Below are 23,842 nucleotides of genomic sequence, written 5' to 3'. Positions count from 1 at the left end.
GGTTCACCGGCCGTTCTTGGGGCAGCATCAGCGACAGGCCGTAAACCTACGGCTGCGTAACTTCGACTGGGAGAGCCCCTTCCCAGGCAGAGAAGGAAGGGTTCCGACCCGCCCATGGCAGAACTTGTCTACCGGCCCGTGATCGGCTTCGCCCGCACCCTGTTCAAGGCGTGGGACCTCAAGATCGATTGCCAGGGTTCGGAGAACATCCCGCGCTCGGGCGGCGCCGTGCTGGTGAGCAATCACATCAGCTATCTCGACTTCGTGTTCAACGGACTGGCGGCGCTTCCGCAGAAGCGGCTCGTCCGCTTCATGGCCAAGGAGTCGGTTTTCCGGCACCGCGTCTCCGGCCCGCTGATGCGCGGCATGAAGCACATCCCGGTCGACCGCGCGCAGGGCGAGGCCGCGTACGAGCACGCGCTGCGTTCGCTGCGGTCCGGTGAGATCGTGGGCGTCTTCCCCGAGGCGACGATCTCCCCGTCGTTCACCCTGAAGAGCTTCAAGTCCGGTGCCGCGCGCATGGCCCAGGAGGCGGAGGTCCCGCTGATCCCGATGGCCGTGTGGGGCACGCAGCGGCTGTGGACCAAGGGGCACCCGCGCAACTTCAAGCGCAGCCACACCCCGATCACCATCCGCGTGGGCGAGGCCATCGAGGCGTCCAAGGACAAGTACGCGGGCGCGATCACCCGTCAGCTGCGCGAGCGGGTGCAGGAGCTGCTGGAGGCTGCGCAGCGGGCGTACCCGGTGCGGCCGAAGAATCCGGAGGACACCTGGTGGATGCCGGCCCACCTCGGCGGCACGGCGCCCACCCCGGAGCAGGTCCGCGAGGCGGAGGCCCGCTGAGACGCTCGTCCATGCAGGTCCCGGGCAGCCGTGCGAAGCACGCGCCCGGGACCTGCTGCGTTCCCGGGGATTCGCCCCCCTCAGGGGAACCGCGCGCCGAGCCCTCACAACGCCGCACCCGCTACGCGACGGCACCTGACGGCCGCACCCTCATGCGCCCGGGTTCATGACCGGACGTCGGAGCGCGGTCGGCAGTGTCCGCCACAGGTGCGCCCGGTCAGCGGCGTTCCGGAGGGCGCGCAGGACGGCCGGGTGTGGTGCGGCGTACAGGACCGGATGATCCGTCTCGCCGTTCGACGGGTCGGGCGTGAAGGCCAGGCGCTCGCCGTCGAGGGAGAAGCGGGCGTCCACACCGGGCTTGTTGCCGCGCGGGTCCTGGCGGTGCCACGCGCCGTGGAAGCGCACGGCGACCAGTCCGTGCGCCACCCCGAGCTGCTGGTAGCAGAGCGCGGTCGGGATGTCCTCGGCGCGCAGCAGCGCGGCCAGGGCGTGGGCCTTGGCGTAGCAGATGCCGGTGCGCTGCTCCAGCACGTCGGAGGCGCGCCAGGTCACGCGGGGGTCGTCGGCGTCCTGCGAGTGCGTGACCCGGTCGCGGACGTACTCGAAGGCCGCCCGCGCATACTCATACGAGTCGTGGACGTCGGCGGCCAGGCGGGCGGACATCTCACGGACCAGTGGATGGTGGTGGTCGATCGCCTCGTCGGCCGCCAAGTAGGCGGAGAGGTCCGGGTTTTCCTGGATCAGCTGCATGGCGCCGGAGCATAGGTATGCGACCGGCCAAGAGTCAATGACTTTTCGGTCGATCGCATACCTATGCATGTCGCCGGATTCGGCGGGGTCAGCGGGCCATCTCCTCCTTGAGGGCGGCCACGAAGCGGTCCACGTCGTCCTCGGTGGTGTCGAAGGCACACATCCAGCGGACGTCGCCCGCGGCCTCGTCCCAGAAGTAGAAACGGAACCGCTTCTGCAGCCGCTCGCTCACGTCGTGCGGGAGCCGCGCGAACACGGCGTTCGCCTGCACCGGGTAGAGGATCTCCACCCCGTGCACCGCGCGCACGCCCTCGGCGAGGCGCTGGGCCATCTCGTTGGCGTGCCGGGCGTTGCGCAGCCACAGGTCCCGGGCGAGCAGGGCCTCCAGCTGCACCGACACGAAGCGCATCTTGGAAGCGAGCTGCATGGACAGCTTGCGCAGGTGCTTCATGTGCTTGATGCCGTCCGGGTCCAGCACCACGACCGCCTCGCCGAACAGGGCGCCGTTCTTGGTGCCGCCCAGCGAGAGCAGGTCGACGCCCACAGCGTTGGTGAAGGTGCGCAGCGGGACGTCCAGCGTGGCGGCCGCGTTGGCCAGCCGGGAACCGTCGACGTGCACCTTCATGCCGTGCGCGTGGGCATGCTCGCAGATCGCACGGATCTCGTCCGGGGTGTACACCGTGCCGAGCTCGGTCGCCTGGGCTATGGAGACGACCTGGGGCATGGCCCGGTGCTCGTCGTCCCAGCCGTACGCCTCCCGGTCGATCAGCTCCGGGGTGAGCTTGCCGTCCGGGGTGGGCACGGTGAGCAGCTTGATGCCGCCGACCCGCTCCGGGGCGCCGCCCTCGTCGACGTTGATGTGGGCGCTCTCCGCGCAGATCACCGCGCCCCAGCGGTCGGTGACCGCCTGGAGCGCCACCACGTTGGCGCCGGTGCCGTTGAAGACCGGGAAGGCCTCGGCGGTGGGCCCGAAGTGACTGCGGATCACCTGCTGGAGGTTCTCGGTGTACGCGTCCTCTCCGTAGGCGACCTGGTGGCCGCCGTTGGCCAGGGCCAGGGCGGCGAGCACCTCCGGGTGGGCGCCCGCGTAGTTGTCGCTGGCGAAACCGCGGACCTCCGGGTCGTGATGACGACGCGCGTCGGTCCGCGGGGGGTTCACGGCTTCTCGGTCAGCCACAGACGTTGTCCGTTCACTTCCGCGGCGGGCTTGTCCCAGACGTCGACGACGGCCTCGGCCAGGTCCTCGACGTCCGTGAAGCCCGCGAACTTCGCGTTGGGGCGGTCCGCGCGCATCGCGTCGTGCACCAACGCCTTCACCACCAGGATGGCAGCAGCCGAGGTCGGCCCCTGCTCGCCCCCGGCCTTGCGGAAGTAGTCGGCCATGGCCAGCGTCCACGCTTCGGCGGCGGCCTTGCCGGCCGCGTACGCGGCGTTGCCGGCGGTCGGCTTCGTCGCGCCGGCCGCGCTGATCAGGACGTAGCGGCCGCGTTCGCTGCGCTGGAGCGCCTCGTGGAAGGCGAGCGTGGTGTGCTGCACGGTGCGCACCAGCAGCAGTTCGAGGAAGTCCCAGTCGTCCAGGCTGGTCTTGGTGAACGTCTCGCTGCCGCGCCAGCCGCCGACGAGGTGGACCAGGCCGTCGACGCGGCCGAACTCCTTCTCGGTGCGGGCGGCCCAGTCGCGGGTGGACTCCAGGTCGAGCAGGTCGACCGTCTCACCGGTGACCGTGGCGCCCCCGTGCGCGTACCGCGCGGCGTCCACGGCCGACGCCAGCCGCTCCGGATCGTTGTCCGAGCCGACGACGACCGCTCCCGCCTCGGCGAGCCTGAGCAGCGCCGCGCGTCCGGCGGGCCCGCCAGCGCCGGCCACCGCGATCACCGCGCCTTCGAGCGCCCCGTTCCCCATGGTTCTCGCCTCCTGAGCAGTGTTGTGGACGAGATCGCTCACGCGGCGACCCGCTCGGCGCCGTCCGCCGTGATGCCCCGGGTGGAGGCGATCACCTTCTTCAGCTTCTTGGACAGTGCCTCATAGAACATGCTCAGCGGAAACTCGTCCGGAAGCACGTCATCGACGAGCTTGCGCGGCGGCAGGGAGAGGTCGAGGGCCTCGGGGCCCTTGGCCCACTTGGAGCCGGGGTGCGGGGACAGGTACTGGGAGACCAGCTCGTAGCCGGCGAACCAGTGGACGAGCTTGGGGCGGTCGATGCCGTCGCGGTAGAGCTTCTCGATCTCCGCGCACAGCTCGTTGGTGACCTGCGGGGCACGCTCCCAGTCGATGGAGAGCTTGTTGTCGGTCCAGCGGACGACGTCGTGCTTGTGCAGGTAGGCGAAGAGCAGCTGGCCGCCGAGGCCGTCGTAGTTGCGCACGCGCTCGCCCGTCACCGGGAAGCGGAACATGCGGTCGAAGATGACCGCGATCTGGACGTCGCGGGCCTGCGGCACGCCCTCGCCGGCGAGCTTCACGGCCTCCCTGAAGGCGGTGAGGTCGCAGCGCAGCTCCTCGAGGCCGTACATCCAGAACGGCTGGCGCTGCTTGATCATGAAGGGGTCGAACGGCAGGTCGCCGTGGCTGTGCGTGCGGTCGTGGATCATGTCCCAGAGCACGAAGGCCTCTTCGCAGCGCTTCTGGTCGTGGACCATGGCGGCGACGTCCTCGGGCAGTTCGAGGCCCAGGATGCCGACGGCGGCGTCGGTGACCCGGCGGAAGCGGGCGGCCTCGCGGTCGCAGAAGATGGCGCCCCAGGTGAAGCGCTCGGGGGCCTCGCTCACGGCGATGGTCTCGGGGAAGAGGACCGCGGAGTTGGTGTCGTAGCCCGCGGTGAAGTCCTCGAAGGTGATGCCGCAGAACAGCGGGTTGTCGTAGCGGGTGCGCTCCAGCTCGGCCAGCCAGTCGGGCCAGACCATGCGGAACACGACCGCCTCGAGGTTGCGGTCCGGGTTGCCGTTCTGCGTGTACATCGGGAAGACGACCAGGTGCTCGAGGCCGTCCTCGCGGTGCGCGGCGGGCTGGAAGGCCAGCAGCGAGTCGAGGAAGTCGGGCACCTCGAAGCCGCCCTCGGCCCATCGGGCCAGGTCCTTGCCCAGGGCCTCGTGGTACGCGCGGTCGTGCGGAAGCAGCGGGGACAGTTCGTCGACGGCGCCGATCACGGTGCGCACGGCGTGCTCCGCGTCGGCCCGGGACGGAGCACCCTCGGCCTCGAGGTCGATGGAGCCGTCCTTGGACTGCCAGGGCCGGATCCGCTCCACGGCATCCTTGAGCACGGGCCAAGCCGGGTGCTCCACCACCCTGGTCGCCGAAGGATTCCGCTCCCCCGCAGCCTGCTGCACAAGAATTTCCGTCATGTCCCATCCTCCACAGGAGAACCTTGCGTACACCGCACCGTATACACAGGCCGTTTCTCCCAGCAAGGGGTACCTCAGGAAAATATCCTGCCTTACCTGGGTAGTAACCGCATATTTTCCTGTCGGCTACCCCGTACGGCGGCGCTCCATGCGTTCCGGGTTCAGCCTATGGACGCGGCGGGCAGAGGCGATACGGTCCCAGAGGGCCGTAGGGACGCGGCCCCCCGCCGCCGTCGACGGAAGCAGGTCGGATCTTGAACTTCCTCACCATCGGTCACCGCGGAGTCATGGGCGTCGAGCCCGAGAACACCCTTCGGTCCTTCGTCGCCGCCCAGGAGGCGGGACTCGACGTCATCGAACTCGATCTGCATCTGAGCAAGGACGGTGCGCTCGTGGTGATGCACGACGCGCGCGTGGACCGCACCACGGACGGCACGGGCGCCATCGCCGACAAGACCCTCGACGAACTGCGCACGCTGGACGCCGGGCGCGGCGAGCGCGTCCCCCTGTTCACGGAGGTGCTGGACGCGGTCCGGTCGCCGCTGCAGGCGGAGATCAAGGACGTCAGGGCGGCCCGCGCGCTGGCCGAGGTGATGAACGACCGGGGGCTGGCCGACCGCGTGGAGGTCGCGTCCTTCCACGACGAGGCGATCGCCGAGATCCGGGGCCTGGTGCCCGGCGTGCGCACCGCTCTCGTCGCGGGACGTTACGGAACGGACGTCGTGGACCGGGCGGTGGCCGTCGGCGCCTCGCGGCTGTGCCTCAACATCCGCCGGATCACCCTGGAGGTCGTGGAGCACGCCCGCAAGGCGGACCTGTCGGTGTTCGGTTGGGTGGTCAACACCCAGGACCACCTGCGGCTGGTACGGGCGCTGGGGCTGGACGGGGCGACCACCGACTACCCGGAGATCAAGCGCACCGGCCGCTTCACGGCGTGAGCGGGCGGACGCCGTCCGACGGTCGGACCAGCTCCTTGACCAGCAGCTCGAACTCCAGGTCGTCGCGCTGCGGGATGCCGAAGCGCTCGTCGCCGTACGGGAACGGCGTCGTCGTTCCCGTGCGGCGGTAGCCGCGCCGCTCGTACCAGGCGATCAGGTCCTCGCGCACGGTGATCACGGTCATGTGCATCTCGGTCACGCCCCAGGCCTCGCGGGCCTGCCGCTCCGCCTCCGCGATCACGGCCCGGCCGAGCCCGGCGCCCTGGAGGACGGGGCTGACCGCGAACATCCCGAAGTATGCGTGTTCACCGCGGTGTTCGAGCTGGCAGCAGGCGACGATCCGGCCCTCGCGCTCCACGGTGAGCAGCCGGCTGTCCGGCGCCTCGACCACCTCCAGCACACCCTCGCGGTCGGTCCGCTGCCCGTGCAGGATGTCCGCCTCGGTGGTCCATCCCGTGCGGCTGGACTCCCCCCGGTAGGCCGACTCGATCAGCTCGACGAGGGCGTCCACGTCCGCGTCGGTGGCATCACGGTAGGTCAGTGCGGTGTCGGCGGCGGTTCCCATGGCGCGGTTCCTCGATTCGTGCGGATCTCTTTCGACGTGGCGGGACGGCCCGAGATTAACGCGCGGTTCCCGGCCCGCGGAGGGCCGGTCCACTTTCCGGACGGCGGTGCCCGGCCCGTCCCTCTACGCTCGGCCGCATGGTGCATGTACTCAGCAGCCGTGTCCTGCTCCGCCCCTCCGACCCCGAGCGCTCCCGCGACTTCTACGGCCGTCGCCTGGGCCTCGCCGTCCACCGCGAGTTCGGCACCGGCCCGGAGCGCGGCACGGTCTACTTCCTCGGTGGGGGCTTTCTGGAGCTCTCGGGCCGCGCGCAGGCCTCCCCGGCGGGATCGCCCGACGTGCGGCTGTGGCTCCAGGTGGAGGACGCGGAAGCGGCGCGGGAAGAACTCTGCGCCCGGGGCGTGGAGATCGTCCGCCCGCCGGTGAAGGAGCCGTGGGGCCTGATCGAGATGTGGATCGAGGACCCGGACGGGACACCGATCGTGCTGGTCCAGATCCCGGAGAAGCACCCGCTGCGGTACCGGCCGGGGATCTGAGCGGTGCTCCGCTCCGGAGACGCGCGCGGCGTCCTTTCCGCCCGCGGGCACTTGGGGGACGCGGCCCGCCACTTCCAGCCCGTCCGGAGTTTGAGGACGAGGCCCGCCAGGGCCGACGGGGGTCCGGGGGCACAGCCCCGGGACGGGTCCCCCCTACGCCCGCAACGCGCCGAGCCGCCCTTCCAACTGCGCCAGCAACCCCCCGAGCAGCCCGGCCAGGTCACCGAGTTCGCCCGGGCCGAGCCCGGACAGCACCGCGTTCTCGTAGGACAACTGCGACGGCAGAATGCCGTCGACCAGTTCACGCCCCGCGTCGGTCAGCCGCACATGGGCCACCCGGCGGTCCCGGGTGTCCCCACGCCGCTCCACCAGCCCCCGCTCGGTGAGCGTCTTCAACCGCTTGGTGACGGCGGCGCCTGAGGAGAACGTCTCGCGGGCCAGCTCGCTGGGCGTCAGCTCGTGCCCCGTGCGGCGCAGCGCGCCGAGCAGGTCGAACTCGGGGCGGGTGAGCCCTGCCCTCCGCAGCGGAGCGTCCTCCGCCTGCTGGAAGAGGGCCGCGCAGCGGTTGATGCGGCCGATGATCTCCATGGGCCCGGTGTCGAGGTCGGGGTGGACCGCCCGCCACTGCCGGACGACCTCGGCAACGGTGTCGCGCCCGGAGGCGGACATGTCCGCGGTGCTCGAGGTGTCCGGCGTGCCGGTGACACCGTCGCCGGCCGATGGCCCTTGGGTCGCCGTCATGGCGATGCGCCCTCCGTGTGCGTAAACGTGCTGGTGGTGCCGGGGTCCGGGAGGAGTCCCTGGCGTCGTACCGTCGCCGCGAGCGTACGGTGTGCCGCCTGCTCGGCGAGCACCACCCGTTCCTGCGGCAGCGCGCGCTGCCACCATTCTCCGGCCGCGGCGTCGGCGGTCGCGCGCAGGTCGACCACGGTGGCGGCGAGGGCGCGGCGGGCGGCCTCCAGGGCGGCGGGCGTGGACGTGGGGTCGGCCGCCAGGCGGGCGGCGTGCTCGCGGGCGCGGTCGACGGCGGTGAGCGCCCGCTCTACGCGCCGGCCGGCCCTCCGGTTGGTGACGGCGACGGCGGCGACGAAGCCGACCAGGGCGCCCACCAGCGTGTCCACGACCCGGCCGGTGACCAGCTCGCCGGTGGGCTGGTAGCCGGGCAGCTCGGTGACGAGCAGCGCCAGCGGGGTGACGCAGACGCTGCCGAGCCAGTAGTTGCGGCCGATGAGCGCCTCGGCGCCGAAGTTGCAGGCGAGGATGCACAGCACGAGGGCGAGCGGGCCGAGCTGGGCGACCGGGGTGACGGCGGCGAAGAGCAGCACGCCGACGAGGTTGCCGACGACGCGCTGCACGGCCCTGCTCCAGGTGAGGGTGATGTTGACCTGGTACAGGGAGGCGGCGGTGACGAGCGCCCAGTAGGGACGGTCGGCGCCGAGGGCGAGGGAGACGTAGCCGGCGAGGGCGCAGCCGAGGGCGCTACGGACGGCGACGGGGGCCAGCGGCCCGAGCCGGCTCCGCAGCGGACGCGGTGCGACGGCCCGCTCGGCGGCCACCCCGACGAGCTCGTCCCGCTCACGGAGCAGGTCGCCGTCCCGGCGCGGGCCGTCGTCGTCGAGGTGCGCACCACCGACCGACCGACGCGGGCCGGCGCCGTCCAGGTTCGGGCCGGCGCCGTCCGGGCGCGGATCAACGCCGTCCGGGCGCGGATCAACGCCGTCCGGGCGCGGATCAACTTCGTCCAGGCGCAGACCGTCGTCCTCCCGGCGCAGACCGTCGTCCTCCCTGCGCGGATCCCCCGTGCGCGGAATCCGGCCCGTGCCCCGTATCGCGCGGGCCCAGGAGCGCAGCCGGGCGGGGTCGGCGTCCGCGGGGGCCGCGAGGGCCACCTCGGCGCGGACGACGAGGCGTTCGAGGGCACGGCGGGTCGTGGAGGGCCGGTTCCGCACCGCGAGGAGGGTCTGCCAGGCCGCGTGCACGGCGGCGTACGCGGCGGACCGCGCTCCCGCGCCCTCCGCGCCGCCGCGCGCGGTCTCGGCGTACGCAGCGGCCGCGTTCAGCGCCTGGGCGGTGGCCCGCCGCTCGGGGCCGTGCGGGCGAAGCGGGGCGGGAGCCATGCCCACCAGCCAGGCCCACGCCCCGGCCGCCGCGGCGAGTGCGAGGTGGCCGGGGACCTGACCGAGGGTCTGCGGGACGAACAGCGTGGCGGAGCTGACGAAGGTGAGGATCACGTGCGCGGGCGGCCCGACCCGGGTGGCGTCGCACACCGCCTTCTGCACGGCGGCCAGCAGGGCGCCGACGGTGACCAGGACGACGGCGTTCCGGGTGAGGGAGGCGGAGACCAGGGCCACGGCGAGCCCGCCGAGCATGCCGAGGATCACCCAGGCGAGCACCTTGGCGCGGGCGGCGTACGGGCGGTTGTGCGCGTACAGGGCGCACAGCGACCCCGCCATCGTGTACGGGGCGAGGTCGAGCCGTCCGAGCATCATCAGGAGCAGGCTGGGCGGGCCGACGGCGGCGACCACGCTCAGGGCGGGCTTGAACCAGACGTCGGAGGGTCGCCCGAGGCGCAGCGCGCCGACGACGGGGAAGCGCCGGACGCGCGCGGGGATGGGGGTGGCACTGCTCATGAGGAGCAAGGTTAACAGGTGTTTTACTCGTGAAAAATTATTGACAGGATCAGCTCGCGCCCCCGGGAGCCCCCCGCGTACCCCCTCGCGCTCGCGTACACGCCGTCGGGCACGGGCATCCCCTGACCGTCCGGTGAAGCGGTTCGAGGGGGGTTCGCGTGCACGGACCGGGGTCGTCCGGCTGGCTGCTGGTGGCGCTCTGCGCGGTGACCGGCGCCTATTGCCTGCTGCGGATGCGCAGCGGTGTGGAGGAGCAGCGCCGGGCGGCGGGCGGCGAGGCGCTGATGGGGTTCGGGATGGCGGCGATGGCGGTGCCGGCGGTGGTGTTCACGCCGCCGCCGTGGGCGTGGCCGCTGTGGGCGGTGGTGTTCGGGGCGGCGGGGCTGCACGCGTTGTGGGCGGCCCGCGCCTCCGCGCGCCATCTGCACCATGCGGTGGGCGCGGGCGCGATGGTCTACATGGCGGTGGTCATGGCGGCCGCCCCGCAGGGGGCGCATCACGGCACTGCGGGCATACCCGCGCTGACCGCCGCTCTGCTGCTGTACTTCACGGCGTACGTGCTGGTGACGGGCGCGCGGCTGGTGCCGGTGGCCGCCATGGCGGGAGGGCCGGGCACGGGGCCGGGCGCGGGGTCCGGCGGCGGGTGGGGCGACCGGCCGGAACTGGCGCATGCCTGCCGCCTGTCGATGGGGATCGCGATGGTGGCGATGCTGCTGATGATGTGAGGCGCGCGGAGGGGTCGACGTGAGACCGCCAGGGGCCGTGCGGCCGGCAGCGCGGGACCGTTGTCTGCGTCACTTCGGAGCGCGGGCCCGTGTGCAAGGGGCGTCGGCGCTTCTAGGCTGCTGCCATGATCCTCCCCGCGGTCCTGCTGCTGCTCGGTGTGCTGACCGCCGTCGTGGGTCCCCGGCTGCTCGCCCGGGCGGACTGGCCCGACCGTGAACCTGTGGTGGCCCTGTGGGCCTGGCAGTGCGTGATCGCGGCGGTGCTGCTGTGCTGCGCCCTGTCGATGACGTTCAGCGCGGCTGCGGCCTGGCGGGCGGTCGGCGGGCACGTGTTCGCCGGCGCGCCGATCGCGGTCGTGGAGGCGTACACCCTCGGCACGGCGGGCGCGTGGGCGCACGTCACCGCCGTGGTGCTGGCGTGCGGCGGGCTGTGGAGCGGGGCGATGCTGGTCCGGGAGATCGCGCGGGCCCGTGCCCGGCGCCGGGCACGCCGCGCGGAACTGCGGCGCCGGGCCCCGCTGCTGCCGGGTGAGGAGCCGGGCTCCGACCGGCTCGTGGTGCTGGAGGGCGACCGTCCGGACGCCTGGTGCCTGCCCGGCACCCCGCCCCAACTGGTGGTGACGACAGCTGCGTTGCGGCGTCTGAAGGGACGGCAGCTGGACGCGGTGCTGGCGCACGAGCGTGGTCACGCGCGCGCCCGGCACGACTGGCTGCTGCACTGCTCGTCCGCGCTGGCGGACGGCTTCCCGCAGGTGCCGGTGTTCTCCGCGTTCCGGGACGAGATGCACCGGCTGGTGGAACTCGCCGCGGACGACACGGCGTCACGGCGGTTCGGCCGGCTCACCACGGCCCTGGCCCTGGTCGAACTCAACGAGGACCGCGGGGTCTTCGGCCCCTGCCCCACCGCCCAGGCGCACGTCCCGGCCCGCGTGCACCGCTTGCTCACCCCGGGCGACCGCCTCCCCCCGGGCCGCCGCCTGCGCCTGACCGCGGTCGCATCCCTGGTACCGGCCCTCCCCGTCCTCGTGGCGTTCCTGCCGGGCCTGAGGGCCCTGGGGTGATCCGCCTTCGCCCAGGCACACCGTCCGACGCGACCGGCAGGGGCACACCTCCCGACCCAGCCGCCCGCACATCCCTGTGACCGGTCTCCCCCGATCCGCCGGTCACGGCGGACCGCCCCCGCGCCACCAGTCCGTCGGTCCGCCCGCCACTGCAACCCCCTGACAGGCCTGCCCCGGTCACGGCCACTGAAGTGATCCCGTCCCCGCGCAGGCACACCCTCCGGCCCACCGACAGGGACACACCCGACCCAGCCACCCCTCACGCCCCGGCGCCCGCCCACCCCCGATCCGCCTGTCACGGCCGACCACCCCGCGTCACCGGACGGCGCTCGCGCCAACCCCCTGGCGTTCCTGTCCCGATCGCGGGCACTGGGGTAGCGACGGCCCCGACGAGGCAGGACCGGGCGTGCCGGGTCATGGCCCCGGCGCTTCCGGTCGGCGAGGATCAGCCCATGCATACCCCCCACGCCCCCGCACCGCCCACGCCTTCCGGACCGCGTACGCCGGCCCGGTCGGCGCCGCCGGCGGCGGCCGTCCTGCTCGGCGCGGCCTCCGCGCTGCTGCTGGCCCTGGTCGCCGTCGAGTGGCGGCCCCTGCTCGACCTGGACGGCGGCATCTCCCGCACCACGCACCGCTGGGCGGTGGCGGAGGACGGACTGACGCATGCGGCCCGCGTGCTGACGGACTGGGTGTGGGACCCGTGGACGATGCGTCTGCTGTGCGCGGTGGCGGTGATCCTGCTGTTCCGGCGTCCGGCCGCCCGGTGGACCGCGGGGTGGCTGGTCGTGGTGGTGGCGCTGGCCACGGCCGTGCAGCAAGGGCTGAAGGCGGCGCTGGGGCGGGAGCGCCCCGTGTGGTCCGACCCGGTGGACACCGCGCACTACGCCGCGTTCCCCTCGGGGCACGCCATGACCGCGACGGTCGTGCTGGGGCTGCTGCTGTGGCTGCTGCACCGTCACGTAGTGAGCCCTGTGGTGTGGCGCACGGCGCTGGCGGTGGCGGCGGTCTCGGTGACCGGCGTCGGCCTCACCCGGATCTGGCTCGGCGTGCACTGGCCGACGGACGTGCTGGGCGGCTGGCTGTTCGGCGCGCTGACGGTGGTCGTGGCGGTCGCGGCACACCGGCGGCTGCGTCCCGCGCCCCGAGGCACGGCGCCGGGCCGGTCCGGCGGTACGCATACGCCGTCGCCCTCGCCCGAACCGTCCACCTCGGACGATCCCCCGCGTCGCCCGAGGTGAACGGCAGCCCGAAGAGGGCCCGCCAGGGGCCTCTCCAGGTGCGCTGAGTATAGTTGGCTGGCAGCCAGTCAACGCAGGAGTCCAGCATGTCCCCGCGCAGCGCCCTGGTCAATGAAGAGTTGCGTCGGCGTTCCAAGGAGCGGCTGCTGCACGCGGCCGTCGAGCTGGTCGACGAGCGCGGGTACGACGCGACCACGCTGGGCGACATCGCCGACCGGGCGGGCTCCGCGCGGGGTCTGGTCTCGTACTACTTCCCGGGGAAGCGCCAGCTCGTGCAGTCCGCCGTGCACCGGCTGATGCACCGCACCCTGGAGGAGGCGCTGGAGCGGGAGCCGCGCACCGACGACGGCAGGGAGCGGATGGCGCGGGCCATCGACGCGATCCTGGGGCTGGCGCGGGACCGGCCGGTGCTGATGCGCCAGCACATGGCGGGACTGCTGCAGGCGGAGGGCTTCCTGCCCTGCCCCGAGCAGCGGCGGCTGGCCGAGCTGCTGAGCGACACCGTCGCCCGGAACGGCTCCCAGGACGTCGAGTCGGACTACCCGATGCTGCGGGCGCTGCTGATGGGCGCCGTGTACGCGGCGGTGATGCCGGGAGCGCCCATGTCCGTGCCGGTGCTGCGCGCCGAACTGTTCAAGCGCTACCGGCTGGACTGGGAGATGGGTGTCCCGCCGGACCCCGAGGGGACCGGCGGGACGGAGGAGAAGGACCGGACGGACATGGCCCGGTTCTTCGCGACGGAGCCGGAGACTCAGTCGAAGTAGTCCGGCTGCGTCTGCACGTTGAGCTCCTTCATGTGGACCTTGCGAGCCTGGTCCGTGCGCTTGTCGTCGATCCTGAGGACGTCGAAGCCCTTGGCCATGTCGTTGGAGTAGATGTAGCCGTTGTAGTAGTACGCCGACCACGAACCGCCGGTGACCAGTTGGTCGGTGGAGAGCGGTCCGCGCTCGAAGTAGGCGATCTCCTCCGGCTTCTTCGAGTTGGTGAAGTCCCACACCGAGATGCCGCCCTGGTACCAGGCCTGGACCATCAGGTCACGGCCGCGGACGGGGATCAGCGAGCCGTTGTGGGCCACGCAGTTCTCGGTGTCCGCCTGGTGACGGGGGATCTTGAAGTAGCTGCGGAAGACCAGCTTGCTGCGGTCGCCCTTGCCCACGATGTCGTAGATGCCGTCCGCGCCGCGGTTGGGACCGATCTCCGCGTTGCAGGTGGCCGCGCCGCCGCCGCCCAGCTCGTCGGTGAAGACGACCTTGTCGGCCCGCTGGTTGAACGTCGCCGAGTGCCAGAACGCGAAGTTGACGTTGTCCTGGACCCGGTCGATCACCTTCGGGCGCTCGGGGTTCTTGATGGAGAACAGGATGCCGTCGCCCATGCAGGCGCCGGCGGCCAGGTCCTTCGAGGGCAGCACGGTGATGTCGTGGCAGCCGGTGGTCTTGGAGACGCCCGGGTTGGTGGGCGCGCCCGGGTTGCCACCGCCGTCCGGGCCCTCACCCGGGAACAGCACGGGGAACCCGACCACGGCGGCCTTGTGCGGCGCCTTGCGCGGGACCTTGATCACGGAGATGCCGTCGTGCGGCGGCTGGCAGTCCGGGTAGGCCGCGTTGGGCGAGTAGGAGGAGACGTAGACGTATACGTTCTTGCGGTCGGGCACCAGCGTGTGGGTGTGCGAGCCGCAAGCGGTCTCGACGGCGGCGACGTAGCGCGGGTTGCGCTTGTCGCTGATGTCGAAGACCTTCATGCCCTCCCAGGAGGACTTCTCGGTGGCGGGCTGCGTGGTGCTGTTGCAGCTGCTGTCACTGCGCGAGGAGTCCGTCGACAGGAAGAGCAGGTTGCCGGAGACGGAGATGTCGTTCTGCGATCCGGGACACAGCACCTGAGCCACCGTCTTGGGCTTCTTCGGGTTGCTGATGTCGAAGATGCGGAAGCCGTCGTAGTTGCCGGCGAAGGCGTACTTCCCCTGGAAGGCGAGGTCCGAGTTGGTGCCGGACAGCACGTCCTTGGGGATGTTGGCCACGTGCGTGATGTTGGCGGAATGGACGATCTCGTCCTGGCCGGGTATGTCACCGCTCTTGATGGCGGCGCGGGCCTCGGCCTGGTCGCTGCGGGACACGTCCTTCGGCGCGGCGGGCGAGTCCCCCGGGTCCGGAATCGCGGCGGCGGGCCCGGCCGTGAGCAGCGCGGCCAGCAGGCCGCCCGCTGCCGCGGCAACTCCCAGCCGTCTCCGCCGGGTTCGGGAAACGTTCAACAGGATCACTGTTTTCCTCCCTGGTTCCGTTCACTTCGGAACGGTGTGGCACCGGCAGTATCGTCTTCGACATGCACATACCAACAGGGGCTCCACATCATCGCAACAAAGTTTTTTGATCGAAGTTGCGCGGAAGCGTGCTAGGACGGTCATCGACACTCACGAGGTGTTCCGCACCACTGCCGAGCGGACATACCGCCAGTCACAGGAGGTCCATGTGCACAACCGCCGCGTGCCACGCCTGTCCGCCGTCGCCGCCGGACTGACCGCGCTGGCCGTACTCGGGCTCGTGGGCTGCGACTCCGGCGGCGACGACGCCAAGTCGGCCCCCGCGAGCGGCCCTTCGGTGATCGCGCCCGGCGCGCCCGGGGAGGAGAACCGCACCCTGTCGGCCGAGGAGGCCCAGCAGGAGCGCAAGGAGGACGACTCCCCCAACTCCGCGGACGTGTCGTACGCGCGGATGATGATCCAGCACCACGCGCAGGCGCTGGAGATGACCGAACTGGTGCCGGGCCGTGCCGAGTCGCCGAAGGTGGTCAAGCTGGCCGAGCGCATCGCCGCCGCGCAGAAGCCGGAGATCGGCGCGATGAAGGGGTGGCTGCGCACGCATGGCAAGACGGAGACGGACGAGGGCCGGGGGCACGACCACGCGGCGATGCCCGGCATGGCGACCGAGGCGCAGCTCAGGCAGTTGCGGGCGGCCGAGGGCAAGGCGTTCGACCAGCTGTTCCTCACTCTGATGATCACGCACCACCAGGGCGCGATCACCATGGCGACGGACGTGAAGGGTCAGGGGAACAACATCCAGGTCGAGGAGATGGCGGACGACGTCGTCGCGCAGCAGACCAGCGAGATCAACCGGATGCGCGACCTGCTGTGACGTTCCGCCAGGGCGGCGGTCCGGTCAGGGGCGGGACGGTCAGCGGCGGGCGTGGCGCGGGGAGAGGAGCCCCGCGTCGCGCGTGCGCCCGATGAGACGGAGCGCCCCGCGCCGGCTGTAGCCGGTCTGGTCCATCACGGCGAGCACCGGGTCGGCGCCCCGCTCCTGCGCGGCCCGGTACGCCCGGGCCACGACCGGCCACTGCGACCGCCCTCCCCGGGGCTCCTCACGGTGGTGCGTGCCCCCGGTCTCCTCCCCCGGCTCGGGCTCGGCGCCGCAGGCCCGCGCCAGCGGACCCTCGATCCAGTCCGCGAACACGGCCAGGTCCTCCAGCGCGAGCGCGGGGCGGGCCTGGACGTCCTCCACACAGACCCAGCCCTCGCCCACGGACGCCAGCGCCTCGATCGTGGCCCCGTCGCGGAAGGCCAGCCGCACGTGGAGCCACCGCGTGGTGCGCTCGCCCTCCCGCACCTCCCACGCGGGCCACACGGCCACCGCGCCCTCCGCAGGAGAGCGATCGGAAAGTTGAAGAAAAGATGCCTCGAGCACACAGGCAACGTAACGGCGTGATCAGTTTCCCTCCGTAGAACACGCACCCCGGACGGCGGACGGCACCCTGTCAGCGGAGTGCCGGCGGTGCCATGCTGGGAGGCACAGGCGGGTCCCCCGCCGGTGCCCCTCGGGGTGAGGAGTTCCCCGTGCTGCGTGTCGCCGTCGTCGGAAGCGGACCCAGCGGGTGCTACACCGCCCAGCATCTCGTCCAGCTCGATCCGGGGGCGAGGGTCGACGTCCTCGACCGCCTGCCCTGCCCCTACGGCCTGGTCCGCTACGGCGTGGCCCCGGACCACGAGAAGATCAAGTCCCTGCAGGGCAGCCTGCGCACGGTGCTGGAGCACGACCGGGTGCGGTTCCTCGGCGCGGTGCCGGTCGGACCGGGCGGGGTGCCGGCGGCCCGGCTGCGGGAGCTGTACCACGCGGTGGTGTACTGCGTGGGCGCCGCCACGGACCGGCATCTGGGCGTCCCGGGCGAGAACCTTCCCGGCAGCTGGTCGGCGACGGAGTTCGTGTCCTGGTACAGCGCGCACCCGGACGCCGCCGACACCGGGTTCCTGCGCGGGGTTCGGTCGGCGGTGGTGGTCGGGGTGGGGAACGTGGCCGTGGACGTCACGCGCATGCTGGCGCGCGGGGCGGGCGAGCTGCGGCCGACCGACATGCCGCACACGGCGCTGACCGCCCTCGCGGCGAGCGGGGTCACGGAGATCCACATGGTCGGCCGGCGCGGCCCCTCGCAAGCCCGCTTCACCACCAAGGAGCTGCGCGAACTGGGCACCCTGCCGGACACCGCCGTCCAGGCCGACGCGGCCGAGGCGGCGCTCGACCCGGCGTTCGCCGACCCGTCCGGACTGCCTCCGCCCCGGCGCCGCAACGTCGAGGTCCTGCGCGGCTGGACGGCGCCGCCGCGGCCGGACGCCCGGCGCCTGATCCGTCTGCGGTTCTTCCTCCGCCCGGTCGAACTGCTCGCCGCCGACGGCCGGGTGGGCGCCGTGCGCTTCGAGCGGACGGCGCCCGACGGCGAGGGCGGGGTCACCGGGACGGGCCGCTTCGAGGACGTCGAGGGGCAGCTGGTGCTCCGGTCGGTCGGGTACCGGGGGGTGCCGCTGGAAGGGCTTCCGTTCGACGCGGCGACGGGCACGGTGCCGCATCTCGCCGGGCGGGTGCTGCGCGGGGGCGCCGTCGCCCCGGGCGAGTACGTCGCGGGCTGGATCAAGCGTGGCCCTACCGGCGTCATCGGCACCAACCGCTCGTGCGCGAAGGAGACGGTGACGTCCCTCCTCCACGACGCCCCGTCCCTCACCTCCCGCACCCTCCCCGACGACCCCCTGCCTGCCCTCCGCGCCGAGGGCGTGGACCCGGTCCCCTGGCGGGGCTGGGAGTCCATCGAACGCGCGGAGTCCCGCCTGGGCGCCTCCCTCGGCCGGGGCGTCGTGAAGCTCCCGGACTGGGAGTCGCTGCTGACGGCGGCGCGGGGAGCAGACGGCGGCGATCCCCGGCCGTGACAGCGCCGGCCTCCCGGGGGACCCGGGCGTCGGCGCAATCGCTCCCGCACGGAGACGGTGAACTCCCAGTACGGCAATGCCCCCGGGGCGCGCTGCCGGCCGTCCGCCGGCGCACCCCTTCACGTGTCCGTGGCCCGCCTACCTCGTCTCGGTCGCGGAAGCCTGCCGGGGGTCGACCGGCGTCAGTACCCCGAGGCGGTTCTCGATCTCCTGCGCAGCGGCCAGGCACATGTCCTCCCGGAACGCACGGCCCACAACCTGCACCCCGCACGGCAGCCCGTCGCGGATCCCGGTCGGCACCGCCACCGCGGGCACGCCCACGAAGCTGGTCACCGTGCACAGCCGCATCCCGTCGGCGACCCGCTCGCGCCCCGCCGCGTCCCGTGACTCCAGCCCCGGCTCCACGGGCGGCTCGGTGAACACCGGCCCGAGCAGCAGCGGATCGGCGTCGAGGAACTCCGCCCACGAGCGGCGGATGCCGAGCCAGACGCCCATCAGCCGCACGAGTTCCGCGGCGTCGGCGGGCGGCGTCTTCTCCAGGGCCAGCTGGATGTACCGGTCCCCGCCGTCACCGAGCAGCTGCCGCACGGCCGGCCAGGTCGGCGCGAACTCGGTCAGGGTGATCCTGCCGTACGCCTCCAGCGCCTCGTCGTGCCTGGGGACGTCGGCCACCTCCGCCACGTCGTAGCCCGCGTCGCTCAGCGCGTCGGCCGCCGCGGTGAGCGCCTCACGGACGGCAGGGTGCACGCCGCGGCCACCGGGGTCGGCGACCAGCGCGACCCTGACCGGTCCCGGCAGCGGTGGGCCGTCGAGCGGCACCGGAACCGCCCGCGGGTCCCGTGGATCGGTCCCGGCCAGCGCCTCGTACGCCAACCGCAGGTCGGCGACCGTGCGCGCCAGGGGCCCGTCGGTGACCAGCATCTGCGAGGCCGGCCCGGGGTCGTCCGGGCCGAGCACTCGGTGGTCGGCGGGGAACCGCCCGGGGGTCGGCTTCAGCCCCGCGACACCGCAGAAGGAGGCCGGGATCCGCACCGATCCGCCGGAGTCGTTGCCGAGACCGAGGGCGGCCATGCCGGTGGCGACGGCCACTCCGTCACCACCGCTGGAGCCGCCCGGGGTCCGGCTCGGGTCCCACGGGTTGACGGTGTCGCCGAACAGCTCGCTGCGGGTGTGCATCCCGGCCAGGACCAGCGTGGGCATGTTGCTGTGACCGATCGGCACGGCCCCCGCCGCGCGCAGCCGTGCCACCGGAGGCGCGTCGGCCGCCGCCACGAGGTCGCGGAAGCGCGGCAGCCCGAAGGTGGTCGGCACGCCCTCGACCGGGGTGGTCTCCTTCACCGTGAACGGAACGCCCGCCAGCGGCCCGAGCTCCTCGCCCGCGGCCCGCCGTCGGTCCATGCGTGCCGCGTCGGCGCGGGCCCGGTCGGCCATCAGCTGCGTCACCGCGTTGACCCGCGGGTTGACCTCGGCGATGCGTTCCAGATGGCTGTCGACCAGATCGGCCGCCGAGATCCTGCCGCTGCGGACCGCCGCCGCCTGGTCGGCCGCCGTCGTGGCCCACATAGTGTCCTGCCCGCTCATCGCACTCCTGCTCCCTGTCGTGTGGTGCTCGTGCCCGACCGTACTACGGAAGCGATACAGTCGTATCGGAATAAGGAGGCCGACCGACCATGCCCAAGCAGGTGGACTACGAGAGCAGGCGCCGCCGGATCGCCGAGGCCGTCTGCCTCCTGGCCGACGAGCAGGGGCCGGAGGGGGTGAGCATGCGGGACGTGGCGGCTCGGGCGCAGGTCTCGCTGGGCGCCGTGCAGCGCTGCTTCCGCACCAAGGAGGAGATGCTCCTGTTCGCCGTCGACCACGTCGGCGAGCGTGTGACGGAACGGGTGAGGGCGCGCATCGGGGCGGGTCCTGCGCAGTCGGCCGCCACCGCGCTCGGCCACGCGACCGACGAGATCGCACTGCTCGGGAAGGAACACCGCGCCGAGGCACGCATCTGGCTGGCGTTCGTCGCCCAGGCCGCCGTCAGCGCGTCACTCGCCGAGCCCCTGAGGAAGAGCTATGCAGCCTTGCAGGAGCTGTTCGTCCGCCTGATCACGGAGGCGGCCGCGAGCGGCACGGCCGACGGGTCGGACGCTGTGCGCGAGGCGCGCACGCTGCTCGCACTCACGGACGGCCTGACCGGCCACGTCCTGATCGGCCACCTGACCGCGAAGGAGGCCGGGGGCGTACTGCACGCACACCTGGCCGGCCTCTGGGCCCGCCTCGGTGTCACCGGCCCCGAGGCAGAGGGCTGATCCACACCGACCGGGCCCCTGTCCCGACGTCACCGGCCCCGAGGCAGGGGGTGAACACCCCGACCGAGCCCTCGCCTCGGTGCCATCGGCCCCGAGACAGGGGGCTGACCACGCCGACCGGGCCGTCAGGCCTGCGCGTCCCGTGCCGCCTGGCGGTGTGCCGCGACGAGGAGGGCGTCGAGGAGGCCCGGGAACAGGGCGTCCAGATCGTCGCGGCGCAGGCCGTTCATCTTGGCGGTGCCCTCGTAGACCTGCTGGATCACGCCGCTCTCGCGCAGTACGCGGAAGTGGTGCGTGGTGGTGGACTTGGTGACCGGGAGGTCGAAGCGGGAGCAGGACAACGCGGTCTCGGCGTCCGCCAGTTCACTGACGATGCGCATCCGGACGGGGTCGGACAGCGCGTGCAGCAGTGAGTCCAGCCGGATCTCGTCCCGCGTGGGGTGCGGCAGGACACGGGGGCTGGGTGGGGCGGTCGTCACGGCGGCTCCATGGTGCTCCGGGAAGCCTCATTGTACGAGAGCCTTCGTAGTTTGACATCTCGCGTACTACGACGGCTATCGTACGAGTCGCACACTCGCCGCCTCCTCCGAACGGAGCCCACCGTGAGCACGCTCTTCGAGCCGTACACCCTGCGCGCCCTGACGATCCCCAACCGCGTGTGGATGGCGCCGATGTGCCAGTACTCGGCCGCGCCGGACGGCCCGGAGGCGGGTGCGCCGAACGACTGGCACTTCGCGCACTACGCCGCCCGCGCCACCGGCGGCACGGGACTGATCGTCGTCGAGGCCACGGCGGTGTCGCCGGAGGGCCGCATCTCGCCGTACGACCTCGGCATCTGGAACGACACCCAGGTCGAGGCGTTCCGGCGGATCACCCGCTTCCTCGCCGCACAGGGCACCGTGCCGGCCGTCCAGCTCGCGCACGCCGGGCGCAAGGCGGCGACCGACCAGCCCTGGAAGGGCGGAGCGCCGCTCGGCCCCGGAGAGGGCGCCTGGCAGCCGGTCGCGCCCAGCGCGGTCCCCTTTGCCGAGGATCACCAGGTGCCGGACGAGCTGAGCGCGGAGGAGATCCAGGAGATCGTCGGCCAGTTCCGCGCCGCCGCCCGCCGCGCCCTCGCCGCCGGTTTCGAGATCGCCGAGATCCACGGCGCCCACGGCTACCTGATCAACGAGTTCCTCTCCCCGCACTCCAACCACCGCGCCGACGCCTACGGCGGCTCGTACGAGAACCGCACGCGGTTCGCGTTCGAGGTGGTGGACGCCGTGCGCGAGGAGTGGCCGGACGACAAGCCGCTGTTCTTCCGCGTCTCCGCCACGGACTGGCTGGACGCGGACGGCTGGACCCCGGACGACACCGTCCGCCTCGCCGCCGACCTGCACGCCCGGGGCGTCGACCTGCTCGACGTCTCCACCGGCGGCAACGCCCCCCGCGTCCGCATCCCGGCCGGCCCCGGCTACCAGGTGCCGTTCGCCGCGCGGGTGCGCCAGGAGACGCCGATGCCGGTCGCGGCCGTGGGTCTGATCACGGACGCCGGGCAGGCGGAGAAGATTCTCGCCAACGGCGAGGCGGACGCCGTGCTCCTGGGCCGTGAACTGCTGCGCAACCCCTCCTGGGCCCGCCAGGCCGCCCGCGAGCTGGACGCGGAAGTGAGCGTGCCGAACCAGTACCACCGTTCCGTCTGACCTGCTCACCGCTCCCCGCGACGCGCCGGCGGCCCCGGACCCCTCGAAGGGTCCGGGGCCGCCGGCTTGTGCCGTTCCCTGCGTTCCTGGCCGAATACGGACCGCGGGAAGCGTTGACCAGAAAGCGCTTTCCCCTTACGTTCCGTTCATCGACGTGACCGGCTCGTGACCGTTGAACGACCGAAGCCCGCATGTCGTACAACTGCATGAACGTCGTTCACCCACATGGCTCGACACCCCCACACCGCGACAGAAGGAACGACATGACACCCGCGACACGACCGCGCACCCCACGCCGCGCACCGATCGGCGCGCTCGCCACCCTCGGCCTCTCGGTTGGCATGATCATGACTACCGCGGCCCCGTCCGCGCAGGCCGCCACCTGGCCGACCCCCAACGGCAGCCAGGGCGTCCCCTCCACCATCTCGGTGTCCGGCACCAAGGACTACGGGATGAAGCGCCTCTACGGCACCGGCGACCTGGGCTCCGGCGGCCAGGACGAGGACCAGGGCCCGATCCTGAAGCTGGCCGACGGCGCGGTCCTCAAGAACGTGATCCTCGGCGCCCCCGCCGCCGACGGCATCCACTGCGAGGGCTCCTGCACGCTGCAGAACGTCTGGTGGGAGGACGTCGGCGAGGACGCGGCCACCTTCAAGGGCAAGTCGTCCGGGGCGGTCTACACCGTGAGCGGCGGCGGCGCGAAGGAGGCGAGCGACAAGGTCTTCCAGTTCAACGGCGCGGGCACGCTGAACGTGTCCGACTTCGCCGTGCAGAACTTCGGCACGTTCGTCCGCTCCTGCGGCAACTGCTCCACGCAGTACAAGCGGACGATCAACCTCAACTCCATCGAGGTGACCTGGAAGGGCGGCCGTATCGCCGGCATCAACACCAACTACGGCGACAGCGCGACCCTGCGGAACATCACGATCGTCGGCGACAGCAGCAGGAAGGTCGTGCCGTGTCAGAAGTACATCGGCAACAACACCGGCAAGGAGCCGAGCAGCAACGGCTCCGGCCCTGACGGCACGTACTGCAAGTACAGCTCGTCCGACGTCACCTACCGGTAGCCCCCCACGGGCAGCGGCCGTGGGGGACGTCCCGAGTGGCGCCCCCTACGGCCGCCGGCCTTCTCGACGCCGCCTCCGTGCGGTCAGCTCCCGCCCACCAGGGAGCGGACCTCGCCCTCCAGCTCCCGCCGGTACTCCGCGTACGCGGCCCGCAGTTCGTCGCCCGGCCAGCCGGCGGGGAGCAGGGAGGGCGGCAGCACGGGGTCCGCGAGCAGATGGCGCACCACGGCCGCGAACAGGGTGAGCCGCCCGGCCGGACGCCCGGTGCGTCCCACGTGCCCGAGCAGCTCGCGGGCCGCGTCCGCCCAGGCGTCCAACGGCCATAGGCGTGCGGCGAGTTCGGCCGAGGGCCGCGCGGGGCGGGTCGTACCGCGTTCGGCGACCTCGTCGAGAGCGGCGGGCAGCGGGCGGTCCAGGTTGGCGGGGCGCAGCCACACGCCCTCGCGCAGCTCGGCGAGACGCAGTCCGGCCAGCCGGGTGCGCAACTCCGCCCGTTCGGCGGGGCCGCGCCCGGTCGCGGTGACGACGACCAGTTCCCAGTCCCCCTCCCAGGGGCGGGTGCGCGGTCGCACGGACTCGTCCTGGCGGCGCTGGCGTTCGAGCAGCCGGTCACTGAGGCGGTAGCCGGTGTCCGTGCGGCGCAGGTCCCCTGCGGCGACCATCCGGCTCAGCGCGGCCCGCAGCGTCGATCCGCCGAGATCGAAGCCTTCCACCAGCCGTCCGAGCTCCCGCGCCGGCAGTTCAGGCGGGTGCGTGCCCAGCAGCAGACTGAGGACGACCGACCGCGCGGACAGCGGACGCAGCCGCAGCCCGTCCGGTGCCGGCTCCGCCGGGTCGTCGCTCCGCATGAGCCGTACTTTAGGCCCCTTCCAGGGTGCGGTTGTCTCGAGGTGGCCCCACCCGCTCCCCTGTCGTTTCGCACGACCTTCGAACGCCCGAGCCCGCCTTCGACACGTACAGGGCGCTGATCGACCGGCACGGCTGAGGCGACGC

24 protein-coding genes are annotated in these 23,842 nt (G+C 72.6%); 12 read left to right on the top strand and 12 right to left on the bottom strand.

Features of this window, described 5'->3' with window-relative positions; all coding sequences use genetic code 11:
- Positions 1–114 precede the first annotated feature (114 nt).
- A complete protein-coding gene (locus tag ACF1AG_RS19775) occupies positions 115–843 on the top strand; it encodes a lysophospholipid acyltransferase family protein (protein WP_359601642.1) in 729 nt (242 codons plus the stop codon).
- A 150-nt stretch (positions 844–993) separates the two neighbouring features.
- Here the strand turns inward: ACF1AG_RS19775 and ACF1AG_RS19770 are convergent, their stop codons facing one another.
- From ACF1AG_RS19770 to ACF1AG_RS19755, 4 genes are all read right to left on the bottom strand, one after another.
- Positions 994–1,593: a transglutaminase domain-containing protein gene (locus ACF1AG_RS19770; RefSeq protein ID WP_359601641.1), complete on the bottom strand. Its 600-nt coding sequence runs from the start codon at positions 1,591–1,593 to the stop codon at positions 994–996.
- A gap of 88 nt (positions 1,594–1,681) precedes the next feature.
- A complete protein-coding gene (locus ACF1AG_RS19765; RefSeq protein WP_359601640.1) occupies positions 1,682–2,752 on the bottom strand; it encodes a low specificity L-threonine aldolase in 1,071 nt (356 codons plus the stop codon).
- Positions 2,749–3,495 (bottom strand): SDR family NAD(P)-dependent oxidoreductase, encoded by a 747-nt coding sequence (locus ACF1AG_RS19760; protein ID WP_359601639.1) that lies wholly within the window; start codon positions 3,493–3,495, stop codon positions 2,749–2,751. The genes ACF1AG_RS19765 and ACF1AG_RS19760 overlap by 4 nt, the downstream gene beginning before the upstream one ends.
- Positions 3,496–3,533: 38 nt before the next feature.
- Positions 3,534–4,931, bottom strand: a complete 1,398-nt coding sequence (locus ACF1AG_RS19755; RefSeq protein ID WP_359601638.1) for a DUF6421 family protein — start codon at positions 4,929–4,931, stop codon at positions 3,534–3,536.
- A gap of 254 nt (positions 4,932–5,185) precedes the next feature.
- Between ACF1AG_RS19755 and ACF1AG_RS19750 the strand changes: the two genes are divergently transcribed.
- Entirely contained in the window at positions 5,186–5,869 is a 684-nt protein-coding gene (locus ACF1AG_RS19750; protein WP_359601637.1) for a glycerophosphodiester phosphodiesterase family protein, read from the top strand.
- Here the strand turns inward: ACF1AG_RS19750 and ACF1AG_RS19745 are convergent.
- Positions 5,859–6,434 carry a GNAT family N-acetyltransferase gene (locus ACF1AG_RS19745; RefSeq protein WP_387797083.1) on the bottom strand — a complete coding sequence of 192 codons (576 nt, stop codon included), beginning with the start codon at positions 6,432–6,434 and terminating at the stop codon, positions 5,859–5,861. The two genes, ACF1AG_RS19750 and ACF1AG_RS19745, sit on opposite strands and share 11 nt — an antisense overlap.
- A 137-nt stretch (positions 6,435–6,571) precedes the next feature.
- Here ACF1AG_RS19745 and ACF1AG_RS19740 point away from each other — a divergent pair, with 137 nt between their 5' ends.
- Positions 6,572–6,970 carry a VOC family protein gene (locus ACF1AG_RS19740; RefSeq protein WP_391810112.1) on the top strand — a complete coding sequence of 133 codons (399 nt, stop codon included), beginning with the start codon at positions 6,572–6,574 and terminating at the stop codon, positions 6,968–6,970.
- A gap of 153 nt (positions 6,971–7,123) precedes the next feature.
- Here ACF1AG_RS19740 and ACF1AG_RS19735 read toward each other — a convergent pair whose 3' ends face one another.
- Positions 7,124–7,711, bottom strand: a complete 588-nt coding sequence (locus tag ACF1AG_RS19735; protein WP_359744838.1) for a MarR family transcriptional regulator — start codon at positions 7,709–7,711, stop codon at positions 7,124–7,126.
- Positions 7,708–9,600: an FUSC family protein gene (locus tag ACF1AG_RS19730; protein WP_391810111.1), complete on the bottom strand. Its 1,893-nt coding sequence runs from the start codon at positions 9,598–9,600 to the stop codon at positions 7,708–7,710. Before ACF1AG_RS19730 ends, ACF1AG_RS19735 begins: the two co-directional genes overlap by 4 nt.
- A gap of 158 nt (positions 9,601–9,758) precedes the next feature.
- On the opposite strand from ACF1AG_RS19730, the gene ACF1AG_RS19725 reads away from it, so the two are divergent.
- From ACF1AG_RS19725 to ACF1AG_RS19710, 4 genes are all read left to right on the top strand, one after another.
- Positions 9,759–10,325 carry a DUF5134 domain-containing protein gene (locus ACF1AG_RS19725; RefSeq protein WP_387797088.1) on the top strand — a complete coding sequence of 189 codons (567 nt, stop codon included), beginning with the start codon at positions 9,759–9,761 and terminating at the stop codon, positions 10,323–10,325.
- A gap of 125 nt (positions 10,326–10,450) precedes the next feature.
- On the top strand, positions 10,451–11,386 hold the full coding sequence (locus ACF1AG_RS19720; RefSeq protein WP_387797089.1) for a M56 family metallopeptidase: 936 nt from the start codon (positions 10,451–10,453) through the stop codon (positions 11,384–11,386).
- A gap of 452 nt (positions 11,387–11,838) precedes the next feature.
- Positions 11,839–12,624 (top strand): phosphatase PAP2 family protein, encoded by a 786-nt coding sequence (locus ACF1AG_RS19715; protein WP_391810110.1) that lies wholly within the window; start codon positions 11,839–11,841, stop codon positions 12,622–12,624.
- A gap of 86 nt (positions 12,625–12,710) precedes the next feature.
- Complete coding sequence (locus ACF1AG_RS19710; RefSeq protein WP_359601629.1) at positions 12,711–13,388, top strand: helix-turn-helix domain-containing protein; 678 nt, start codon at positions 12,711–12,713, stop codon at positions 13,386–13,388.
- On the opposite strand, the gene ACF1AG_RS19705 is transcribed toward ACF1AG_RS19710, so the two are convergent.
- Positions 13,376–14,878: an LVIVD repeat-containing protein gene (locus ACF1AG_RS19705; protein WP_391810109.1), complete on the bottom strand. Its 1,503-nt coding sequence runs from the start codon at positions 14,876–14,878 to the stop codon at positions 13,376–13,378. The two genes, ACF1AG_RS19710 and ACF1AG_RS19705, sit on opposite strands and share 13 nt — an antisense overlap.
- 208 nt (positions 14,879–15,086) lie before the next feature.
- Here ACF1AG_RS19705 and ACF1AG_RS19700 point away from each other — a divergent pair, with 208 nt between their 5' ends.
- Positions 15,087–15,749, top strand: coding sequence for a DUF305 domain-containing protein (locus ACF1AG_RS19700; RefSeq protein ID WP_359601649.1), 663 nt, complete (start codon positions 15,087–15,089; stop codon positions 15,747–15,749).
- A 39-nt stretch (positions 15,750–15,788) separates the two neighbouring features.
- Here the strand turns inward: ACF1AG_RS19700 and ACF1AG_RS19695 are convergent, their stop codons facing one another.
- Positions 15,789–16,244 carry a DUF6214 family protein gene (locus tag ACF1AG_RS19695; RefSeq protein WP_359601627.1) on the bottom strand — a complete coding sequence of 152 codons (456 nt, stop codon included), beginning with the start codon at positions 16,242–16,244 and terminating at the stop codon, positions 15,789–15,791.
- A gap of 203 nt (positions 16,245–16,447) precedes the next feature.
- Between ACF1AG_RS19695 and ACF1AG_RS19690 the strand changes: the two genes are divergently transcribed.
- Positions 16,448–17,806 carry an FAD-dependent oxidoreductase gene (locus tag ACF1AG_RS19690; RefSeq protein ID WP_359601626.1) on the top strand — a complete coding sequence of 453 codons (1,359 nt, stop codon included), beginning with the start codon at positions 16,448–16,450 and terminating at the stop codon, positions 17,804–17,806.
- Between the two features lie 138 nt (positions 17,807–17,944).
- Here the strand turns inward: ACF1AG_RS19690 and ACF1AG_RS19685 are convergent, their stop codons facing one another.
- A complete protein-coding gene (locus ACF1AG_RS19685) occupies positions 17,945–19,387 on the bottom strand; it encodes an amidase (RefSeq protein WP_391810108.1) in 1,443 nt (480 codons plus the stop codon).
- 89 nt (positions 19,388–19,476) lie between these two features.
- Between ACF1AG_RS19685 and ACF1AG_RS19680 the strand changes: the two genes are divergently transcribed.
- A complete protein-coding gene (locus ACF1AG_RS19680) occupies positions 19,477–20,100 on the top strand; it encodes a TetR/AcrR family transcriptional regulator (RefSeq protein ID WP_391810107.1) in 624 nt (207 codons plus the stop codon).
- 125 nt (positions 20,101–20,225) lie between these two features.
- Here the strand turns inward: ACF1AG_RS19680 and ACF1AG_RS19675 are convergent, their stop codons facing one another.
- The gene (locus tag ACF1AG_RS19675) at positions 20,226–20,579 is read right to left on the bottom strand and encodes a helix-turn-helix transcriptional regulator (RefSeq protein ID WP_359601623.1); all 354 of its coding nucleotides are present in this window, start codon (positions 20,577–20,579) and stop codon (positions 20,226–20,228) included.
- 123 nt (positions 20,580–20,702) lie between these two features.
- Between ACF1AG_RS19675 and ACF1AG_RS19670 the strand changes: the two genes are divergently transcribed.
- Both ACF1AG_RS19670 and ACF1AG_RS19665 read left to right on the top strand, forming a co-directional pair.
- Complete coding sequence (locus ACF1AG_RS19670; protein WP_391810106.1) at positions 20,703–21,782, top strand: NADH:flavin oxidoreductase/NADH oxidase; 1,080 nt, start codon at positions 20,703–20,705, stop codon at positions 21,780–21,782.
- Between the two features lie 263 nt (positions 21,783–22,045).
- Positions 22,046–22,849 (top strand): pectate lyase, encoded by an 804-nt coding sequence (locus tag ACF1AG_RS19665; RefSeq protein WP_391810105.1) that lies wholly within the window; start codon positions 22,046–22,048, stop codon positions 22,847–22,849.
- An 83-nt stretch (positions 22,850–22,932) separates the two neighbouring features.
- On the opposite strand, the gene ACF1AG_RS19660 is transcribed toward ACF1AG_RS19665, so the two are convergent.
- On the bottom strand, positions 22,933–23,697 hold the full coding sequence (locus ACF1AG_RS19660) for a PaaX family transcriptional regulator C-terminal domain-containing protein (RefSeq protein WP_391810104.1): 765 nt from the start codon (positions 23,695–23,697) through the stop codon (positions 22,933–22,935).
- Between the last annotated feature and the right edge of the window lie 145 nt (positions 23,698–23,842).

This window comes from Streptomyces sp. NPDC014764 (genome assembly GCF_043082785.1).
Taxonomy (GTDB): Bacteria; Actinomycetota; Actinomycetes; order Streptomycetales; family Streptomycetaceae; genus Streptomyces; species Streptomyces althioticus.
This window is presented reverse-complemented; position numbering and strand designations above follow the sequence as displayed.

Excerpts from the sequence above, each read along its gene's own strand:
- ACF1AG_RS19775 (WP_359601642.1), top strand. The coding sequence starts at position 115 with ATGGCAGAACTTGTCTACCGGCCCGTGATCGGCTTCGCCCGCACCCTG.
- ACF1AG_RS19770 (WP_359601641.1), bottom strand. The coding sequence starts at position 1,593 with ATGCAGCTGATCCAGGAAAACCCGGACCTCTCCGCCTACTTGGCGGCC.
- ACF1AG_RS19760 (WP_359601639.1), bottom strand. The coding sequence starts at position 3,495 with ATGGGGAACGGGGCGCTCGAAGGCGCGGTGATCGCGGTGGCCGGCGCT.
- ACF1AG_RS19755 (WP_359601638.1), bottom strand. The coding sequence starts at position 4,931 with ATGACGGAAATTCTTGTGCAGCAGGCTGCGGGGGAGCGGAATCCTTCG.
- ACF1AG_RS19745 (WP_387797083.1), bottom strand. The coding sequence starts at position 6,434 with ATGGGAACCGCCGCCGACACCGCACTGACCTACCGTGATGCCACCGAC.
- ACF1AG_RS19740 (WP_391810112.1), top strand. The coding sequence starts at position 6,572 with ATGGTGCATGTACTCAGCAGCCGTGTCCTGCTCCGCCCCTCCGACCCC.
- ACF1AG_RS19735 (WP_359744838.1), bottom strand. The coding sequence starts at position 7,711 with ATGACGGCGACCCAAGGGCCATCGGCCGGCGACGGTGTCACCGGCACG.
- ACF1AG_RS19730 (WP_391810111.1), bottom strand. The coding sequence starts at position 9,600 with ATGAGCAGTGCCACCCCCATCCCCGCGCGCGTCCGGCGCTTCCCCGTC.
- ACF1AG_RS19720 (WP_387797089.1), top strand. The coding sequence starts at position 10,451 with ATGATCCTCCCCGCGGTCCTGCTGCTGCTCGGTGTGCTGACCGCCGTC.
- ACF1AG_RS19715 (WP_391810110.1), top strand. The coding sequence starts at position 11,839 with ATGCATACCCCCCACGCCCCCGCACCGCCCACGCCTTCCGGACCGCGT.
- ACF1AG_RS19710 (WP_359601629.1), top strand. The coding sequence starts at position 12,711 with ATGTCCCCGCGCAGCGCCCTGGTCAATGAAGAGTTGCGTCGGCGTTCC.
- ACF1AG_RS19685 (WP_391810108.1), bottom strand. The coding sequence starts at position 19,387 with ATGAGCGGGCAGGACACTATGTGGGCCACGACGGCGGCCGACCAGGCG.
- ACF1AG_RS19680 (WP_391810107.1), top strand. The coding sequence starts at position 19,477 with ATGCCCAAGCAGGTGGACTACGAGAGCAGGCGCCGCCGGATCGCCGAG.
- ACF1AG_RS19665 (WP_391810105.1), top strand. The coding sequence starts at position 22,046 with ATGACACCCGCGACACGACCGCGCACCCCACGCCGCGCACCGATCGGC.
- ACF1AG_RS19660 (WP_391810104.1), bottom strand. The coding sequence starts at position 23,697 with ATGCGGAGCGACGACCCGGCGGAGCCGGCACCGGACGGGCTGCGGCTG.